This window comes from Bacteroidota bacterium, from assembly GCA_016718825.1.
Taxonomy (GTDB): Bacteria; Bacteroidota; Bacteroidia; order J057; family JADKCL01; genus JADKCL01.
Window position 1 is genome coordinate 85637 of sequence record JADKCL010000006.1, and the last position, 19362, is coordinate 104998.

14 protein-coding genes are annotated in these 19362 nt (G+C 51.3%); 11 read left to right on the top strand and 3 right to left on the bottom strand.

Translation table 11 applies throughout. The features are described from left to right. Positions 1-11: 11 nt before the first annotated feature. The 6 genes from IPN95_08620 to IPN95_08645 all read left to right on the top strand — a co-directional run bounded on the left by IPN95_08620 (position 12) and on the right by IPN95_08645 (position 8620). Entirely contained in the window at positions 12-2204 is a 2193-nt protein-coding gene (locus IPN95_08620) for a T9SS type A sorting domain-containing protein (GenBank protein ID MBK9449464.1), read from the top strand. Between the two features lie 147 nt (positions 2205-2351). Next, positions 2352-3659 carry a T9SS type A sorting domain-containing protein gene (locus IPN95_08625; protein MBK9449465.1) on the top strand — a complete coding sequence of 436 codons (1308 nt, stop codon included), beginning with the start codon at positions 2352-2354 and terminating at the stop codon, positions 3657-3659. A gap of 87 nt (positions 3660-3746) precedes the next feature. Then, entirely contained in the window at positions 3747-5819 is a 2073-nt protein-coding gene (locus IPN95_08630; GenBank protein MBK9449466.1) for a T9SS type A sorting domain-containing protein, read from the top strand. A gap of 54 nt (positions 5820-5873) precedes the next feature. Continuing rightward, the gene (locus IPN95_08635) at positions 5874-6512 is read left to right on the top strand and encodes a class I SAM-dependent methyltransferase (GenBank protein MBK9449467.1); all 639 of its coding nucleotides are present in this window, start codon (positions 5874-5876) and stop codon (positions 6510-6512) included. A 112-nt stretch (positions 6513-6624) separates the two neighbouring features. Further along, positions 6625-7755: a tetratricopeptide repeat protein gene (locus tag IPN95_08640; protein MBK9449468.1), complete on the top strand. Its 1131-nt coding sequence runs from the start codon at positions 6625-6627 to the stop codon at positions 7753-7755. Then, positions 7745-8620, top strand: coding sequence for a LytTR family transcriptional regulator (locus IPN95_08645; GenBank protein ID MBK9449469.1), 876 nt, complete (start codon positions 7745-7747; stop codon positions 8618-8620). Before IPN95_08640 ends, IPN95_08645 begins: the two co-directional genes overlap by 11 nt. Before the next feature lie 454 nt (positions 8621-9074). Here IPN95_08645 and IPN95_08650 read toward each other — a convergent pair whose 3' ends face one another. Together IPN95_08650 and IPN95_08655 are read right to left on the bottom strand one after the other, a co-directional pair. Next, positions 9075-9275 (bottom strand): hypothetical protein, encoded by a 201-nt coding sequence (locus IPN95_08650; protein ID MBK9449470.1) that lies wholly within the window; start codon positions 9273-9275, stop codon positions 9075-9077. 114 nt (positions 9276-9389) lie between these two features. Then, entirely contained in the window at positions 9390-10970 is a 1581-nt protein-coding gene (locus tag IPN95_08655) for a DUF3843 family protein (protein MBK9449471.1), read from the bottom strand. A 287-nt stretch (positions 10971-11257) separates the two neighbouring features. On the opposite strand from IPN95_08655, the gene IPN95_08660 reads away from it, so the two are divergent. Next, on the top strand, positions 11258-11608 hold the full coding sequence (locus IPN95_08660; GenBank protein ID MBK9449472.1) for a hypothetical protein: 351 nt from the start codon (positions 11258-11260) through the stop codon (positions 11606-11608). 295 nt (positions 11609-11903) lie between these two features. Here the strand turns inward: IPN95_08660 and IPN95_08665 are convergent, their stop codons facing one another. Next, positions 11904-13370, bottom strand: a complete 1467-nt coding sequence (locus tag IPN95_08665) for a hypothetical protein (protein ID MBK9449473.1) — start codon at positions 13368-13370, stop codon at positions 11904-11906. A 928-nt stretch (positions 13371-14298) separates the two neighbouring features. On the opposite strand from IPN95_08665, the gene IPN95_08670 reads away from it, so the two are divergent. The 4 genes from IPN95_08670 to rny all read left to right on the top strand — a co-directional run bounded on the left by IPN95_08670 (position 14299) and on the right by rny (position 19239). Beyond that, the gene (locus tag IPN95_08670; GenBank protein MBK9449474.1) at positions 14299-16707 is read left to right on the top strand and encodes a phenylalanine--tRNA ligase subunit beta; all 2409 of its coding nucleotides are present in this window, start codon (positions 14299-14301) and stop codon (positions 16705-16707) included. 198 nt (positions 16708-16905) lie between these two features. Beyond that, a complete protein-coding gene (locus IPN95_08675; protein ID MBK9449475.1) occupies positions 16906-17199 on the top strand; it encodes a hypothetical protein in 294 nt (97 codons plus the stop codon). Between the two features lie 62 nt (positions 17200-17261). Next, positions 17262-17555 (top strand): cell division protein ZapA, encoded by a 294-nt coding sequence (locus IPN95_08680; GenBank protein MBK9449476.1) that lies wholly within the window; start codon positions 17262-17264, stop codon positions 17553-17555. Positions 17556-17640: 85 nt separating this feature from the next. After that, complete coding sequence (rny, locus tag IPN95_08685) at positions 17641-19239, top strand: ribonuclease Y (GenBank protein ID MBK9449477.1); 1599 nt, start codon at positions 17641-17643, stop codon at positions 19237-19239. Positions 19240-19362 lie beyond the last annotated feature (123 nt).

The following is a 19362-nucleotide window of genomic DNA, read 5'->3' on the forward strand; positions in this document are numbered from 1 at the left end:
CGAGATAGCGTATGAAAGGTCTGTTTACATTGATCCTCATGCTCCTGTTCGGGGCAGCAATTTATTCACAGGTGAATACCGTCACCTATGCGGGAAGCACCGGCAAGGAAACCTTCTATGACGTGCTGCAGATCACGGGCGGTTCCGTGTTGGTGTGCGGCTATGCCGAAGACATGAGCTGGATTCCGGGCGGCGTGCCGGTTTCTCAGTTGACTTACACAGGCAATATTCCCAATTCCTTGGGGACCAACCGTTTTGGATTTATCCTGCAGCTTTCGGAGGATTTGCAGACGATCTTGAGTGTCGCGCACTTTCCGCAAGGCGCAGTAGAAGACATCCGGTTCATGAAAACCAATACGCTTCCCTACCAAGGCACCGGCGACCTGTACATTTCGGCCAATACTGCCGACACCTACGCCAATGACGGCGGCTATATCATCGCCAAACTGGACAACAACTTTGTGAACGGCGTGCCGACCGCACTTTCCTGGTTCAAGATCGCCTGGGCGGAGGCCGGCCCCAAAGATTATCACCCTTGGGATGTCACAAGCGACGGTGAAGTCTACCACGTCACCGGCCAAAACCATGCCTACGATTGGAGCGCGATGTATTGCCTCGATGCCAATGGCCAACGCAAAATCGTCCCCAACTGGCGCACGCACTGGCTCACAAGCGGATCCGAATGGAAGGGTACGCCCGCGAGCGCGGCCCCGGGTGGCCTGCCTGCTGTCAATTACAGTGGCATCGCCTTCAAAATCGGTGGCCGCTGCGAATTGCGTTCCTGGACGCAACAAGATTTCGATGCCATTGAGCCCGATGGCAATGGCGGCACGCGCAAAGGCAGCTGGCCCGCAGATTTCCTCTTCAGCGGACCTTGCGACCCCAATGCACCGACTGCCAACGGCGGAGGTTACAATGGCTATTCCCCCGAAAGTTGCTGCCCCGTTTGGGGTGCCACGTGTGTAGCCGTCGACAAACGCAACAATTGGATGTACCTGGGAATGAACTTCAAGAGTTATTCCAATCCGGCGAATTCCCCTGACTTTGAGCCCGCTGTGATTTGCTTTGACGAAACGGGAAACATGGTTTGGTGGAGCCGCCTCTACCATGAAATTACGCCCGCCGGCGATACCGTCTACAGCTTGCCCGATCAATATGTCGATGCCTTGGCGATCGACTATGCCAATGACAAACTCGTGATCGGTGCGCGCGCCCACGGCAACAACACCGAAAACCTTTGGGAAGGAAATACCATCGCGGGCAATCCCAATGCCAAGGGATTCCAAAATCAATTCACCGGAACAAACGGCAATATCCACGAAAGTTGGATCGGCAAATTGCGCCTTGCGGATGGCAGCCTGACCAACAGTACCTACATGGCCGAGCTGTTTGAGGGCACGGGAAGCCTTGGGACGCAACATCCCGATCCCAATCTCGCAGGTTGGCCCGACCCCAATACCGGTTGGCCCAACGTCAACACCACAAGGATCACTAAAAACAATATGAAGGTGAGTTCGACCGGCGAATTGATTGTGCTCGGCGTCGGCCGCAGGACCATCACCACCGTCAATGCCTATCAGCGCAATGTTTCGCCTTGGTCCACCGGCGTCGGTTGCTGGAACAGCTTCGTACGCATGTACGACGAAAGCCTTGGGGTCCCCAAATACAGTTCGTTGATTGTCGGGGTTTGGGACACGCTGACGCAGCAAGGCGGGGACAATGCCGAGATGTTTGGCGTGTACAAAACCGACAAAGGTGTGATCGCCGTAGGCCGACAAAAGGCGACGAATGGCGTTCCCAATGGCAACAATTTGCCCGTGACCAACGTCCCAGCCTGGGGAACTTCGACGCCTTCGAATGAGACTGCCTTGCTGGTTTATTATCAGAGTGACAGCCTCATGAACCCGACGGATGTGATTACGGGCGTCGCGAATGGACCAGGCTTGGCAGCGCATTACGAGGGCAGGGCCTTCCCCAATCCGACAACGGGTATTGTGGAGGTGATGTTGCCCGATGATCTGCCTGAATTCGAATTTGTGGTGACCAATGTTTTGGGTCAAACGATGGCAACAGGACAACGCGAACGGGGTGGAAGCTACAAGCAATTCGATTTGTCGCAGCAGGTGGATGGGGTGTATTTCATCAGCATTCGCAGCGCAGACAAAACTTGGAAATACAAAGTGGTCAAGGGGAGAATAGAATAAAAACGGGACGAATGGGTTTGAAATTTTCGACGAACTGAAATGCGGCAATAGCCCAGTTTCAGTGGATTCGATTACCGTCTCTTTGCCCAAGAATGTTTGCCACGGTCGGCGGAAATTTTGTATGTTGCATTGAGTCAATGTACTACAATGAAGCGTTTTCTATTTCTTGGTTTGCTCTTGTTTGCTTTTTTCAATGGGAAAACCCAAAATTTCGCAATCGGAATCCCCGACAGCGTGGAGAATGTTGCTTTTCCCGGTTCGACCGGTGCCTACACCATTTCCAATCCGCTGAATCACAACGGGACTTCCTTTACCAACGCCCCGATCGCTGGCAATTGCTTTATGAATTGCAAAAGTGATTGGCTCTATTTTCACGATTTTGACTTGAATATTCCTGCCAACGCTACGATTCTGGGATTCGAAGTGATTCATAGCCGGGGTGGTTGCAATCAAGGTTCATTTGTCATCGATACATTGCAATTGACGCTCAATGGTTCGCCTCTTGGAACGCCAAAGCGGGACAGCGCTTCCACGACAGAAACCGATACCCTCGGCGGAAGTGTCGATGATTGGGGAATTGGATTCGTTCCACCTTTGCTTGTCACTGACCCTGATTTCGGTGTGATGATTCGCAGTACCGGAACGGGTATTTGCACCTTCGGGCAATTTGATCTGCGCCTGAAAGTATATTACTGCGAGTTTGGTACGCCCAATCAAGGCATCCCCGACAGTGTCATCAATGTGGCCTTTTCGGGATCCTCAGGCACGTATTCGGTGACCAATCCCTTGGTACACAATGGAACACAATTCACCAATCCTCCGGTTACCGTCAATTGTGTGATGAACTGCAAAAGTGATTGGCTGTATTTTCACAACTTCGGATTCAATGTGCCAAGCGGTCAAACGATCAATGGCATCGAGGTGATTCATTCCCGCGGGGGCTGCAATTCCGGTTCGTATGTGATCGACACCCTTTCCCTCGCTTATGGTGGCTTGCCCATCGGGAATTTGAAGCGGGATTCGACCTCCAACATGACCACGGACACGCTCGGGGATTTGGCGGATGTCTGGGGAAATGCGGGCTTGAACGGGGCGATGGTGAGCGATCCGAGTTTTGGCGTGATGGTACGCAGCTCAGGAACGGGAATCTGCACATTCGGGCAGTTTGACCTCCGCGTAAATGTCTATTTCTGTGGGGAGAATGTGCTTGCATCCGAGCCCGAATTGAACTCCAGCATTGTTTTCTACCCCAATCCAGCGTCGGATCGGATCCATTGGACCCATCCTGAAACGGTTGCACGTGTGGTGTGCCTGAATGCCATGGGGCAAATCGTCGATGCGCCGCAGATGGGAGATGATTTGGATGTTTCACGGCTGCCGAATGGGATTTATTTTATGCGGGTGACGACGGCTTTGGGAACGCAGTTTACCCAAAAGGTTTGCGTTCGACATTGACGTAGTGCAAATAGCTGTACACCTGTTGATTCCGAGTTTCCTCCTCGCGATATTGCAAAGTATTGCGTTCAACCAACGATCACCAACATGAAACGATATTCCATTTTTGTCTGGTTTTGCCTACTGTTCTCCAATACATTTGCGCAATGGATCCCTACGAATGGGCCCCGTATGGCGCATCCGACAACCGAAATTTTTGCCTTGGGGCCAATTCTGATGGCCTCTTCACAGTGTGCGCCATTTTACAGCACAGATCAAGGAGATTCTTGGAAAGTGATAGGTGTGTCCGGTGCTCCCTCGGACTTTGAGCGAAATTTTGAATTTCTGGGCAATCACTATGTTAGCTCTGGATGGTATTACCGTCGCGTAATTGTCAATGGAAATGCCGTTTCGTTGGATACCTTGCAGCAGATGCCGAGCAGTCCAGAGGACGTGGCTGCGGATTCGTCAGGGATTTATGCAGTGGGCTACGAAGCTGGGTTGATGTGGAGCGGAACGGGCAATAATTTCAGCTTGCACGCTACCGGATTGCCAAGGGACACGACTTTTTATCCCGGTGGAATGATCATCCGGTTGTATGCGTTTTCGGTCGCGTTGAATTCTACGTCGGTATTCGTCGGCACGAGCAAAGGAGTTTATCGTGCTCCAAAGGGCCAACTCACCTTTACTCCTCTGAATAACGGTTTGCCCACCGAGGATGTGTATGCGCTTTATTGCGAAGATTCGATGATGGTAGCCAGCGTAGACAGCAGCCTTTATCGCTCGACAGACTCAGGGAATTCTTGGACCCTTGTTCCAACCCCCATTCAGAGAAATTGCAGACGTTTGCAGCAGGTCGGAGATACATTGTTTGCCGCACTTTTCCATAGAGGGGCGATGTTCTCAACAGATGATGGCGTAAGTTGGACTATGGTCAATGCGACGCTTCAGAATGAGACTGTGACAGGATTTGAAAGGATCGGAGGGGAGCTTTTCTGCGCCACTTATGGAGGGCTTTTCAAGGGGGTTGCGAGTTCCACTTTGGTTGAATACAATGGTTGTGGTGTAGGAATCTATTCGATGACGAAGACCGACAATTGTATCGCTGCTGCCACACGCGATGACACTTATGTTTCTTCAGACTTGGGAGACCATTGGCGCAAGATTGAGAATCCAAACAATCAAGGCCCGGCACCGATGGTCGTAGAATTAAACAATCAGCTTGTTTGGGGGACCAAGTATACTGGATTTAACACCCCACTTGCACTTTTTTCCTCCGGGGATTGTGCAACTACGCTGGATACCACAATTATTGGATCGGGTTCAGAACTTACCTTCCTTTCTTGTGATGGGGATCAAGCAATTCTCAACATTAATTTCACTGACTATTGGCTTGTTTCCGATTCAGGCGCAACGTTTACAGCAATACAACGTCCAACACCCATTGATTGCCAAACAGATCCCATCTTGATTCTTGTCGACAGCACGATTTATGCCACCTCCTGCGACAATGTTGGCTTATTGCGCAGCAAGGATCTCGGAACTACTTGGGCAGATGTCAGCAACGGTCTTTCTTCAAACCGCGTTTGTTACATGGAACGTGTAGGCGGTAGGCTGTTTGCCACTTTTCCCGATGAAATTTATCAAGCTGTAAGTGGGGACAGCGTTTGGATTCCCAGTCAAACGGGTATCCCCAATAACAGCGGTCCCTTTTTTGATCTGGAATGGGATGGGCAGCGCTATTATGTCTGCAACGGGCGCAAAGTTTGGGCATCCGTGGATGGGATTCATTGGGTGGATGTTTCGCAGGGGCTGCCTTCAGGGCTAAATGGCCATATCACCTATTCCGGAATGGCACTCAAAGACGGGATACTGTTTGTCGGCACGTGGGGGCAAGGCGTTTGGAAACGTCCAATCTCCGAAATTACGGTAGCCAATGAGCCGATTTCTCCGAGCGTCGATTTGCGTCTTTTTCCAAATCCGACAAGCGAACGGCTGTATTGGTCGACCCCGGAATCCGTAAAGGCTTTCCGCTGTTTCAATTTGTTTGGTCAAGCAGTGGAGGCAGTAATGATCGACGGTTATTTGGACGTCTCGCGATGGCCTGCGGGTGTGTATGTCGTTCAAGCAACTACCCGCACAGGCGCTGTCCTCAGCGGCAAGGTTCTGATTCAACGATAATTTCAATCCGCTTCAAATGCGAATTTGACTTATCTTTCCTGAAAATCTCAGCCCATGTCCACCCAAAAAGCGTACGACCAATGGTCGTCCATCTACGACACCAACGAAAATAAAACCCGTGACCTTGAGGCCGTTGCTGTGCGCAAGATGCTCGAACCGGTCCTCTTTCGCTACGTCCTCGAAATCGGCGCTGGCACCGGAAAAAATACCGTTTGGTACCTCGGATTTGCCAACCGCATTTTGGCAGTTGACCTCAGTGCCGAAATGCTCGCCAAGGCCAAGGAAAAAATCGACGCGCTCGGTAATCCCGAGTGCATCTCAGAATTTGCCCAAGCCGATGTCACGCAGCCCTGGACATTTGGCGAAGCTTGTTTTGACCTCGTGACTTTCAGCCTGATGTTGGAGCACATCGAGCATTTGGATCCGATTTTTGCCGAGGCATCGCGCGCACTGATGGTGGGCGGGCATGTGTACGTAGGGGAATTGCACCCCTTCAAACAATACCTCGGCAGCAAGGCCAAATTCGAAGGGGAAACGGGCGAAGTGATCGTTCAATGCTTCAACCATCATGTGAGCGACTTCGTCAGCGCCGCCCAAAAGCACGGCCTTCAGTTGGTGGATTTGCAGGAATTTTTTGATGTCCCTGGCGAAGGTGTGCCTAGGGTGTTAGGGTTGTTGTTTCGGAAGGGGTGAATTAAGGCCTCACCTCGTCAATTCCAAATTCGTCCCCTCTTGCCCTGGTCCCGAAATTGCCTTACCTTCATCCTTGGTAATGCGTTATCGGTGGATCATATTCGGATGTTGGATGCTGGCATCGTTGGGCCTGTGGAGCCAAAACGGCTTCCATGATAGGCTCGATGCCCGCGATTTGCCCGATTCGGCAAAGATCGACCTCCTCAATGACCACGCATGGACCCTTACCAAAACCGCTCCCGACAGCGCTGAATTTTACGCCCGCGAGGCCATCAGCCGTTCGCAGAAAGCTGGTGACTATGCCAAAGGGCTGATCAATGCCAACATCCTCCTCGGAATTCTGAACAAGGACCGTGGCTACTACGGCCTCTCCGTGGAGCATTACCTGCAGGCCTTGCAACGCGCGGAAAGTATCGGCGATTCACTCCGCGTCTCCGGCTGTCTCAACAACCTCGGTTCCGTCTACTACGAGCAAGGCAATTTCCTCAAGTCCCTGAGCTACTTTCAGCGGTCATTGGCCATCGAAAACAAGCTTGGAAAGGACAAGGGGCAGCAATCCATCCGCTTGGTGAACATCGGCGACGCCTATTTCAAGCTCGACAGCCTCGACAAGGCCGCTGCTTTTTACTACAATTCGCTGCTCATCGAGGAGGATTTGAAAAACGAGGACGGCATGTTTTATGCACGTCTCGGCATCGGGCGCGTCGACACGCGCAAAGGCAATTTTGTCAATGCCAAGTCCGAACTCACCCGCGCCCTCGACTACGCGCAGCGCCTGGGTAACAATCCCGGAATTTGTGAAACGCAGATCGCATTCGGCGAACTATTCCTTGCCCAAGGACTGCTCGCGCAGGCAGAGGCCGCATTGGACAGCGCCCTTGCTAAGGCTAGGAAATTCGAATTTCAAGGGCTTGAAATACAGTCGCTTGGCGCGATTTACAAAATGCAAAAGCAGCAGGGCAACCTTGCAGCCGCCAACGAAACATTGGAACAATATTATGCCCTCCGTGAAAAAGTCAACAGCACCGAGGTCAATAGCCGTATCGGCGAATTGCAGATGCGCTACGAACTCGATAAAAAGGAACAGGAAATCGCCCTTTTTCGCAAAAATGAGGAGTTGCAGGATGCAGAAATGAAATATGAGCGCAAGCTGCGCAACTATTTACTGTTCAGTGTGTTTGTGACTTTGGCTTTGATCCTGTTCAACCTCTACCGCGCGAGATCCAGAAACGATGGCCAATAGGCAATCTCCATATCCCAAAACGTGGCTGTTCGCAGGAGGTGCGGCATTCGGGCTGTACTTCACTGCCGGATTAGCCTATTTCGAGACCTTCCGCAAATGGCACGAATTTACGGGCATTCACTACCTCGCGGTGGCCATGATTTTGGTGCCGACGTCGATCGTCCTGGCCTTCAGTTTATTTGGTGCACCCTCGGCTAAATTGCCTAATTCGCCGCTAGTACGCTGGTTTTTGCTGCCAAGTATGGCCTTTTTACTCGCGGGATTTCTGATTTACCTGTACTTCGGAATGTGGGATCCGATGAATTTTCGCACGGACATTCTGCTGCCCTCGATTGTCCGGAACATGGTCCTGCTGGGCCTGCTGCCGGTACAGGTGGCGCTTGTGCTTGTTCCGCAGCCCGCAGTCGTCAAGGCGGTTGTGATCGCGCAACCAGTTGAGAGGACATCACCTCCCGATTCAGATCCGCAGCTATCCCTTCAATCCGACAATTCTGCGCTCGCGCAATCGGTTGCACCGGTGATGTTCGCTGTGGAAGCCTCCGCAGGGGAGTCCCAATTCAAGATTCCGCTTGCGGATCTCTTGATGGTCGAGGCCGCAGACAATTACTGCAAATTTTATTACCTCAAAGACGGTTTGCCTAAAACGCGTCTGCTGCGCATGAAAATGAAGGAGGCCGAGGAGGCCTTGCAAGGTGCTGCAGATTTCCACCGTTGCCACCGCTCCTTTTTGGTCAATGGCAGCATGGTCTCTGAGGTCTTGGGTAATTCTCAAGCTTACAGGCTGAAAATGAAGCATCTCGAGGAGCAAGTTCCGGTGTCGAGGACGTTTGATGTGGGGGTGTTGCGGGCTGTGTTTAAGGACTAGCCTTGACGATTCTCAGCATCTTGTCCGCTGAACAAGTTCGTTGACAGGGCCCCAATTGGTGATCGATGAGGAGGAAATTGGCTTTAGAGGGAAGAAGGAACTCCATCTTGCCTTGTTTCCCCAAGCAACAAAAATAATCCTCAGTGTTCTATTCGGGATTTTCCAACACAACTTATTGGAGGCGATGCCTGTCGGTCAAATCTGAGTACCAAACCGGCATGAGAGAGACGATTTCAAATCTAAATGGATGGAACCTCGCCCTATTCAGCAGCACCGTTGAGCCAATGAAACGCGATTTTTTCTGGCAACCTTCCCAATTCTTTGTCAGAATCCACGGCAAATCGAAGTTGTCTTCAAAATCGAATTACCTTGTCTAATGCCTGGCAACCAGGAATGCAAACGAGCAGCATCGTACAATGCTGCTCTTTTGAGTGAATCGGGAAATTTGTGGAAATCAGAAGGTAGCCATCCCATAAAAATACTTTCCATACTCCTTGGCATACATCAGCATTTGCTTTGAATTTTCGATGGTGGCTTGGACGACGACACCATTGGAATTGGCCATTTCATACTTGCCGGTTGCTTCCTCCAGTCCCTTGTCCACATTTTCTTTGGCATCGTTGAAAATCAAAATGACTTGGTTTTCGCTACGCATTACACCGAATGAGCAGTACCATTTGAAATCCTTGCAAATCTGCCTTTTGGGAATCTTTTTTGCCCAGAGGAGTTCTCCTTTTTCATCCACCTTGGTGGCGGCAGCTTTTACCCTTCACTCCCCATTCACCGCAATCCCCATATTCGGTTTTGGCGCACCTGCGCCCGAGGGATTCATGAACCAACAAAGGGCAGGCACGTTGGGTGCAACCTCAAACTGAAATCCCGGTATCTGTAATGGCGTCAGCGAATAGTTTTGGGCGATTGTGTGAACCATCGGATAGTTGCATTCCAGGAAAAGGCTCATGAATGCGGACTTGATTTCGCTTGGACCCTGCGGCTCCCTTCCTAGAAAATCGATCACATAACCGGCGTCCGCACTGATGAGAATGCCGCTTCCCTTCGAATAGAAAATTGCAATGGATTCATTGACGGGGTAGTCCGTGAGCTTGGGTAGATTGACTTCCTCGGGCTCCCGACCCTTTTTGCGCGCCAAAACGGCTTCGAGCTCCGAATAAAATTCCTGCAAGGCATCTTCCGCTTCGGACCTGGAGGCGCAGAATTTCAAAGGCCCTCCGAACTTAGAAATGAAGCATTGGTACTCAACCTCCAGCATTTCCAGTATCTCAGCGACTTCTTCGTCGGTCCCCAAAGTGAGCGGCAGCGAGGCCTCTGGTTTGGATTTCGGTGCGATTCCAAAATCTTGTGTAGAAACCCCTCCGATCCAAAAATCGCCGCGCCATTTGATCAAGCTCGTTTGCACGATACGGCCATTTTCCGCCTTCAAATTTGCAGATTCGCGAACCACCCTGAATGTGCGACCCGATTCCTTCTCCTTTAGATAATGACATTCTGCATCACTTCCTTCCAGCCAAAACGTGCCGAGTACCTTTTCTGAACACGCCGCGACGCTTGCCAACACCTCAGGCTCGCCGCGAAGAATGCGTGATGCCATGACGGGGAGCCTTTCGCCACCAAACTGGGTCACAAAATTAAACAGCACCTCGAGCTTGATGTCATAGCCAACATTTTTGAGGTACGGTTCGCTTTGGCCAACGGCTTCCTTTCTGAGCTTTTGTTGGATCTCGGCGTCTCTGCCAACGAAATCAAGTTGGCCATACAAATACGACTTCAACCCGATCCACATCAACTTGCCACGCATTTCCTTGAAGCCATCCGTTGGTTTCAATTGAAGGAAATCGTCCCAGTCCGTGGAAGCGGGCGCTATGTCGATCGTCGACTCCAGCATAGCAGTCAACACAGTTGCTTGCAACCTAATTGCCGCCGACATCGGATCAGAAAATTTCTTCGACTTCACTTTACGCTCCCAAGTCCACAGCAACATCGCCATGTCCTGCCAATTCAAGTATTCAGCGTCATAATCATCGAGGTCCCAAAAAGGCAAAGCCCTTCCACTCACTGCTTGATGCCGATCTGTGAATGCCTTCCAGAGTCCGGCTTCGTTGATGAAGTCCTCATACCAAGCCGCAATCCATACAGAAAAGTCCGCAAGGTCGTGCTCGGAAGCCTCGGGAACGATCAGCGGCATCAGCGTCGAGGTACTCAGCGTACTGAAAATGCCTTTGGCCAAATCAATGTAAAACAGGTCATATTCACCGATACGCTCATAAAACCGTGTCGCCTTCCATTTGTCAAGGACATGAGAATGAAGCCAAGAAGGAAATTTTGATGCCATACCGCAAATTTGGGTCGATGGGCCGTATCAAACAAATGGGAGAGGGCGCACGGGGCCAGATTCACCAAGGGAATTGGAAACAGGCTGACATTTATGGCTTGGTGATGCCAATGGCTTTGCCTCATCGTAAAATGACCAAGCGTGGGGTGATGAACTTCCCAACCCCTCCAACGCGTTTCCCATACCGAAACTGTCGTATTGACACCACTTTCTTTGAATTTTCCTTGCTTTTCAACGCAGAATTGCCCATCTTTACAGCCTGAATGAAGAATTCCGTCTTAAACGGCATGAAAAAGTTTCTCGTTTTCCTTTCTTTGGCACTTTTGCTTTCGCTTCCCAGCCTCGTCGTAGGGCAAAATTTGGGAAGTAAGGCCGCCATTTTGGGACTGCCAGGACAAACCTCCGTTGGAATTCCAAATGAGGTAATCAATGAAATTCTGACTTTGGCTGCGCCACAGTTCGGGTTTCCGGCAGCAGAATTCATGCTCATGTATGATACCTGCGGCTGCATTACCATTACCGAGATAGGCCCGGGAACCTATTTGGTTGTGTACGGCGGAATCGGCATCCAAATCGTCATCGACGGTTGCCGCATTAACACGCCGTTGACTACGAATAGTTTCGGCGCCCGAAAATAAAAGTGATACTCAAAAATTCAAATCTGAGAGCCATCCGCAAGGTGGCTCTTACGTTTTTATGGGCCCGGCCGGTCTAGGGAATGCTGATTGCCATTCCCATTGCAAATGGGGGAATACCGATCATGATTGACGTGCCCCTCCAGTGATTGAATTGGAAGGAATTCAGCGAATTCGCCCTCCTTTGCGGGGGTTCAAAATTTTGAGCAACAACGAAGGGGAAGGAGGGACTCAAAACCACAAATTATGTGGACAGCCAGAAATTACAGATCGAATGCAAGCACTGAAGCAACCGAAACTACTTGCTCACGCTGTCGATCCATTTCAGGATATCAAAGTAGGCAAGAATGTTGGCTTCGAGCGGATCTTGGAAAATGACCTCCAATTCGGCACGCAGCCCACGAAGTGAATCACGTAGTTGCGCATCTTTGAAGGAAAACGAATGTTTCTCCAAAAACCGGAGGATGCAGCGTTCGAATTGGTAAAGGGCATCGCGGCGTTGCAGGAACTTGCGCGTAGCCTTGGTTTGAGATTCGGTAAGGTCGGCTTCGCCGGTTTCGAAGTAAATGAAAATCAGCATGATCCGCGCCAGCGAATGGATGTCCTCACGCTGTCCGCGATGTGGATGGTCCAAGATTTCGTTGAGCCAAGCTTTCGCTTCCTTGAATTGACGCTGCTCAAAATGCAGACGCGCCAACCAAAGCAACAGCATCGCTTGCGAAGTCCATGGAATGGAAGCACGATGAATTTCCAAACCCGCCTTGATCGAAGGCAGTTCAGCATTTACCAACGCATAGTTTTGCGTTTGCAGGGCATATCCCAACAACAATCTTTGGTACTTTTCAAAAATATCGGAGGCATGAATGCCCTTCAATTCGCTGAAGTCCTTGATTTCCTTGAGTAAATTTTCCACGGCAGCAAAATCTCCGAAATGGAGCTTCATGCCGCCAAGGCGCCACAAGTCGTTAAGATAGCCTTCGGGATAATCATCGCGCAAAAAGGCCACCGACCGATAGAGGTCCACCAAGGCTTGCAAATCGTCCTGCGCCTGCGCGTAGGAACCCGAAAAGGCGTGGATCATCGACTTGCAGAGCAAATACATTCTTTGAAGCCTTGCCGAACCAAGGGTCTCCTGCCCCTGCAAAAGTGGATGCGCACTGAATGCCTGAATCGATGCCAAATCCCATTCGTTGCGGGCACTTTGTTTGTGCTTGACGATCGGGCGATAGCTATAATACAGGTCTTCGAATTCGCCGAGTTTGTTGAGTGCTGCCCGGGCAGTGCTGCGTTCGGCATTCAAGGCATTGATCTGATCCAAGGTTTCCGCCATGTCCGTGCCATTGCGGAGCAACAGGCTCATCTGCAAGCCTGATAGCTGGAGAAACTCATGGAAACGTTCTTCTCCGAGGGTCTTGGCTCTTGCCTTCTCGACCATCTTTTCGGCAAGATCAAATACGCGGCGGCGCATCAGGATGTCGATCTCATGCACAAGCTGATTGCCGACATTGGGCCCTGTCACCTCATTTTCTCGGATGACGCGGAGGATCTGTTTGGTCAAATAATGCTTGGCGTAGGCGAAGTTGATGTCAAACCCAAGTGAGATCAGCTTCTTTTTTGCCTTGCGTTCGTCGAAGTCTTTTTGTCGGCTAAGGATGTCAAACAGTGCGAGGTAGCCCGCTGATCCCTTTTCTGCTGAGCGCAAAAGCGCCTTCTCCCCGTTGTCCAGGGATTTGATCAGCAAAAAAAGTGCTTCTGGCTGGGCCATTCTTTTGTGACGAACCTTTTATTATTACAAGCTGAAAGCCAATTGATTAAGTCAAAATTTTACAAAACTGCACCCAAAAACGTCAAGAATTTGGGGTGGACGGAGCCCAAAAAAACATATCATCTTTAAACCATGCAAGCGCAGCAATGCATTTGCAGCCTGAATGAACGTTGAAATACGGCCCCGGCCGAAACGCTTTGAAAGCCCGCTTCCGAGAATGGTCTAACAAAGGCAATCGCCAAGTTAAGCAATTCGAAGATGGAAAACAAAGCTTCGTACTTTGATAATGAAGACGCGTCTCTGAGGAAATCAGCATTGCCTCAAAGCCGTCAAACGATATAGCCGGATCAGCAATTGACTTTGGTATTTGACACACCCGCACCAGGTGTCTATGTTCAGTTTGCGATCCGATTACCTACACCAAAATTGATCTTGATAAAACCAGGGTCAAGTTGATGGTCCGGCTACGATTTCTAGTTCCAATCCTATATCTGCTGATTGATTCTGCGCCCACCCGGTCTTAAGGTGGGCGTTTTTTTTGTTCATAGAATCAGGAGTTAGGAGGGATACATAAATTGTAGAATTCTTGCCTGCCTTACAAACACTTTCGCCCTCCAACTCGCTCAATTCTGCATTCAATTTCGGTATGTTGGGGTTTTTGCCGCAGCGGGGCCAACGTCTCGGTAGCGCATCCATGCGAAACGTTTTTTGTTCCGTTGTCTGTTTTCGGCAAAGCCGAAAACGGACAAACACGCGGTATTTGCCTCGGGCTACCAAGACGGCGCCTCTCCGAGGCAAAACGCAACGGTTAACTTTAGCGGCCGTGGTTTCACCATTCTCCATCGCTTGCGCGAACGTTTCGCATTTTCCATTCTCCATTCTCCATTTTCCATTCTCAATTGCGTAGTTTTGCGCCAAATTTGATTCAATGAAAATCTCTTACAACTGGCTTCGGCAGTATATCGACTTCGAATGGACCCCCGAAGAATTGGGCAACAAGCTCACCATGGCCGGACTCGAAGTGGAGGGCATTGAGCGCTATGACCTCCATCCCGGCGGATTGGAAGGTGTTGTGACGGGCGAAGTTGTCACCTGTATCAAACATCCGGGTGCCGACAAGTTGCACATAACAACCGTGGATGTCGGTGGTGCTGAGCTTCTACCCATCGTTTGCGGGGCCCCCAACGTCGCTGCTGGACAAAAGGTGGTCGTCGCTTTGGTCGGTGCTAAATTGTACCCCGTGGAAGGCGAACCCTTCGAAATCAAAAAGGCAAAGATTCGCAGCGCCGACAGCATGGGCATGATCTGCGCGGAAGATGAAATCGGCCTAGGACATAGCCATGCCGGCATTATTCTTCTGCCCGATGCAACGCCCGTCGGACTTCCCGCCGCAAGCGTCTTCAAATTGGAAAGCGACCATACCCTTGAAATTGGGCTTACACCCAACCGCGTGGATGCCGCTTCGCATTATGGCGTGGCCCGAGACGTTGCCGCGCTGCTCGGGAAAAAAGCCCGCATGCCCCAAATTTCGCCGCTTCCCAGCGAATTGATCAGCAATCCCATCAGCGTTTCCTTGCCCGAACAGGACCGTTGTCCGCGGTATGTCGGCATCTACATTGAAGGCGTGACCATCGGCGAAAGTCCGGAATGGCTCCAACATCGCCTCAAGGCCGTTGGCTTGCGTCCTATCAACAACGTCGTGGACGTCACCAACTACGTCCTCCACGAACTTTGTCAACCCTTGCATGCCTTTGACGCTGACAAAATTGCGGGAAAGGCTATCACAGTGCGCACCTTGGCCGAGGACAGCACTTTCAAAACCCTTGACGGTCAGGAACGCAAGATTTTGGCCGGACAGGACTTGATGATCTGCGACGGCAGCGGCCCGGTGGCCATTGCCGGCATCATGGGTGGAGAAAACTCCGAAGTCAGCGCCACGACCACCAATATTTTCCTCGAATCGGCTTATTTCGAGCCCTCCGGCATCCGTCGCACGGGTGCGCGCTTGGGCATGAAGACGGATGCAAGCTTCCGTTTCGAGCGGGGCATCGACCCGAATATCACCGAATTGGCAGCTTTGCGGGCAGCTTACCTGATTCAGGACGTGGCTGGCGGCAAACTTTCGCGTTTGAAGGACGAAGGCACGCAAGAATTTCAGCCGCGGGAAATTACATTCGACCTTGCCCGTGCCAACCGTTTGATGGGAACAACGTTTTCTGTCGACGAAGTGATTCAAATCCTGAGCTTGCTCGACATTTTGGTCGCCAAATCGGGTGGGAGCGAGGTGCTGCAATTGGCCGTGCCGCTCTACCGTGTCGATGTCACACGTCCGCAGGACGTCATGGAGGAGATTTTGCGCATTTACGGCTACAACAACGTGCCGTTCCCCGCGCAAAACCGCATGGCGCTCAACCTGAAAATGGAAATTGATCCCGTTGCCTTGCGGCAGCGTTACTTCGACGGCCTCGCAGCTTCCGGATGGAATGAATTGGTGACCAATCCATTGGTTTCCAATCGCTACCGCCTGGAGACGACGGCCAATTTGATCAACAACCTGAGCGAGGACCTTGCCTTGCTGCGCGACAGCATGGTCTATACCGGCTTGGATGTGATTGAATACAACCACAACCGCAAAAATACCGACCTGCGCTTGTTCGAATTTGGCAAAACCTACGGTTATCAGGGTGCCGATGGTGGCGGCAAATACCATGAGAAAGAATGGATCGCCTATTTCCTGACGGGAAATGCAACGCCCACGCATTGGTCGGGCAAGCAACCGCGGGCAGGATTTTTCACGATCACCCGTGAAATGGAGCGTTTGGCATCGGCATTCGGCTTTGCAGCTGACCTCCGCGAATTGGAAGGCCATCCAACCTTTGACTACGGACTCGAAATGGTCAAAGGGGAGAAGGTCATCGCCCGTTTTGGTGCGCTCCATGGCAACTTGCTCAAAGGACGCGACATCAAGGGCGACGTATTCTATGCCGAAGTCGATTGGGATCAGCTGTTGCGCCAATACAAAAAGGCAAAAGTCGCCTATCAACCGCTGTCCAAGTTTCCGTCGGTGAGCCGCGACATCAGCGCGATTGTTCCTGAAAATGTGCGGTTTGCGACCATCGCAGCTGCCATTCGCAGTACCAATCCCAAGCTGATCAAAACGGTGGGAATCAGTGATGTGTACAAAGGCGACAGCATCGGGCAAGGCAAAAAGAGCTATTTGCTCAACCTTACCATTCTCGACGACACCAAAACCCTCGAAGACGCGCAGGTCGACAAGATCATGGCCAAGGTTTTTGAGAAGCTGGAAAAGGATTTCGCATTGGAAATCAGGAAGTAAGTCTGGATGTGGCCCGTTTGTCAGCCCTCGGTGAAGTTTTCCGCTGGGCTGACAAAAGGCATTTTTGGGTACGTGTTGGGTCCATCCTTCTACACCGGAAATGAGTGCCCATACCCAAACTTTTCCGCCCCGTTCAAACTCTTTTGCGGTCTTGGATAATTTCGTAGCTTTGTCTCTTTAGTAAAAAACGCGGTTTTTGTGGAGAATTTGCTCACAAGGCTTGCCGAGATCGGCGAAAAGGCGGACTACCTCAATCAGAAGTCTCAGGCTCTGGTGGAGGAAAATCGAGCCCTTCGCATTCGTATCCAGCATCTGGAAGGCAGGATCACACAACAGCAGAATGAGCTGAAAGACATGGCAGAGCAGCAGGAATTGGTGCGATTGGCCCGGTCTGTGGAGCATAGAGACGATGCCGCGACGGAAGAACTTAAGAAAAAGATTAATGAGTATATTCGAGAGATAGATCAATGCCTCAAACTGATTGGCGATTGATGAGCCGGATAGGAGAGAAAAGAACCTGAGCTTTGGAAAAGTATTCAATCAAAGTCAATATAATGAATCGTCCCTACCCGCTGCTGGTAAAAGCAGACGAGGAAGAGGCGGTTCGGAACGCTGCCAAGTTGATCAATGACCGGATCAAAGCATATAAAGATCGTTTTTCCGTACAGGACGATCTGGATTTGGTCATCATGTGCTGTCTTGAACTCGCTACCGACAACCTCAACCAAGGTTTGAGGCTACGCGGCAGCCTGCGCAGTGCCAACGAAGGCATCGACTTGATCGATGAAGCCCTCAATGGCGCGATATTGAATTTGGAGGAAGTCAGCACCACGGTGCAGCCCTCCTGATACCAGGTTTTTTCGACCCGTCAGTTTGCATTTTGTCTGTCTCTTCCTTTCTATAAAGCGTTAACACATAAAGGAAGATGAACACATGGTTAGTACAATAGTTGCAGTGATCATAGGGGTAATTGCGCTTGCAGCCGGCTTTGGAGTCGGCTACATGATCAAAAGCGCAAATACCGCCAAAGAGATCGAGTCTGCCAATGTCAAGGCAGAATCCACGATCAACCAAGCCAAACTTCGTGCCGAAGGCATCTTGAAGGAGGCCGAACTCAAAGCCGACAATCTCAGCAAGGACCGCATGATGCAGGCCCGCGAGAAGGTCAATCAAATGACCAATGCTGCCGAAATCGAGCAAAAGAAAAAGTCCGAGCGATTGGATCAAGGTGAGCAGAGAGTCAAGCAAAAAGAGGCGCAGCTCAACCAGAAAACCGAGCAGATCAAAAAGGATCAGCAGCGTGTCGACAGCCTTTCTACCGAACTCACCCGCCAACGCGAGGTGCTCAACGGCCGTCAGGAAGAACTCGAGCGTTTGATCCATTCCCAAGTGATCGAATTGGAAAAAGTTGCCAACCTGAGCGCCGAAGACGCCCGCAACAAGCTCATGGAAGCTGTGCGCGACGAAGCACGCACCATGGCAAGCGCACAGATGAAGGAAATCATCGAGGAAGCCAAGCTCAGCGCCAACAAGGAAGCCAAGAAGATCATCATCCAGACGATCCAACGCACCGCTTCCGAGCACGCCATCGAAAACACGGTTTCCGTGTTCCAACTTGAAAACGACGACATCAAAGGCCGCATCATCGGTCGCGAAGGCCGTAACATCCGTGCACTCGAAGCTGCAACCGGCATCGAAGTCATCGTGGACGATACCCCTGAGGCCATCATCCTCTCCGGATTTGACCCCGTGCGCCGCGAAATCGCACGCCTTTCCTTGCACAAACTCGTGCAGGACGGACGTATCCACCCGGCCCGTATCGAGGAAGTCGTGAAGAAAGTCACCAAGCAGATCAACGAAGAAATCGTCGAAACCGGCGAACGCACCGTGATCGACTTGGGCATCCACGGTCTGCACCCCGAACTCGTGCGCATGATCGGCCGCATGAAATACCGTTCCAGCTACGGTCAGAACTTGTTGCAGCACAGCCGCGAGGTCGCCAACCTCTGCGCGACCATGGCTTCGGAGCTTGGCCTGAATGCCAAAGCCGCCAAGCGCGCTGGACTTTTGCATGACATTGGCAAGGTGCCGGAAGATGCCCCAGAACTGCCACACGCAATCTTGGGCATGGAAATCGCCAAGAAATACGGCGAAAAAGACGATATCCTCAACGCCATCGGCGCCCACCACGACGAAATCGAGATGACCTGCAACATTGCGCCGATCATCCAGGCTTGTGACGCCATCAGCGGTTCACGTCCCGGCGCTCGCCGCGAGATCGTCGAGGGCTACATTCAGCGTCTCAAAGACCTCGAAAACCTTGCCTTGGCTTATCCCGGCGTCTCCAAAAGCTACGCCATCCAGGCCGGCCGCGAGCTGCGCGTGATCGTCGAAAGCGAGCAGGTGACCGACGAGCAAGCAGATTTGCTTGCCTTCGACATCAGCGAGAAGATCATGAAGGAAATGCAATACCCCGGCCAAATCAAAGTGGCTGTGATTCGCGAAAAGCGCGCCATCGCCTACGCGAAGTAAGTGAACAGTGAGAAGTGAACAGTGAAAAGTGTCCAACCGGGCGCCATTCACTGTTCATTTTCGTTTTTGCAAACAACAACTTTTAACTTTTAGTTTTTCACTTTTCACTTTTCGCTAACTTGG

Excerpts from the sequence above, each read along its gene's own strand:
- IPN95_08620 (MBK9449464.1), top strand. The coding sequence starts at position 12 with ATGAAAGGTCTGTTTACATTGATCCTCATGCTCCTGTTCGGGGCAGCA.
- IPN95_08625 (MBK9449465.1), top strand. The coding sequence starts at position 2,352 with ATGAAGCGTTTTCTATTTCTTGGTTTGCTCTTGTTTGCTTTTTTCAAT.
- IPN95_08630 (MBK9449466.1), top strand. The coding sequence starts at position 3,747 with ATGAAACGATATTCCATTTTTGTCTGGTTTTGCCTACTGTTCTCCAAT.
- IPN95_08635 (MBK9449467.1), top strand. The coding sequence starts at position 5,874 with ATGTCCACCCAAAAAGCGTACGACCAATGGTCGTCCATCTACGACACC.
- IPN95_08640 (MBK9449468.1), top strand. The coding sequence starts at position 6,625 with ATGCTGGCATCGTTGGGCCTGTGGAGCCAAAACGGCTTCCATGATAGG.
- IPN95_08645 (MBK9449469.1), top strand. The coding sequence starts at position 7,745 with ATGGCCAATAGGCAATCTCCATATCCCAAAACGTGGCTGTTCGCAGGA.
- IPN95_08650 (MBK9449470.1), bottom strand. The coding sequence starts at position 9,275 with ATGCGTAGCGAAAACCAAGTCATTTTGATTTTCAACGATGCCAAAGAA.
- IPN95_08655 (MBK9449471.1), bottom strand. The coding sequence starts at position 10,970 with ATGGCATCAAAATTTCCTTCTTGGCTTCATTCTCATGTCCTTGACAAA.
- IPN95_08660 (MBK9449472.1), top strand. The coding sequence starts at position 11,258 with ATGAAAAAGTTTCTCGTTTTCCTTTCTTTGGCACTTTTGCTTTCGCTT.
- IPN95_08665 (MBK9449473.1), bottom strand. The coding sequence starts at position 13,370 with ATGGCCCAGCCAGAAGCACTTTTTTTGCTGATCAAATCCCTGGACAAC.
- IPN95_08670 (MBK9449474.1), top strand. The coding sequence starts at position 14,299 with ATGAAAATCTCTTACAACTGGCTTCGGCAGTATATCGACTTCGAATGG.
- IPN95_08680 (MBK9449476.1), top strand. The coding sequence starts at position 17,262 with ATGAATCGTCCCTACCCGCTGCTGGTAAAAGCAGACGAGGAAGAGGCG.
- rny (MBK9449477.1), top strand. The coding sequence starts at position 17,641 with ATGGTTAGTACAATAGTTGCAGTGATCATAGGGGTAATTGCGCTTGCA.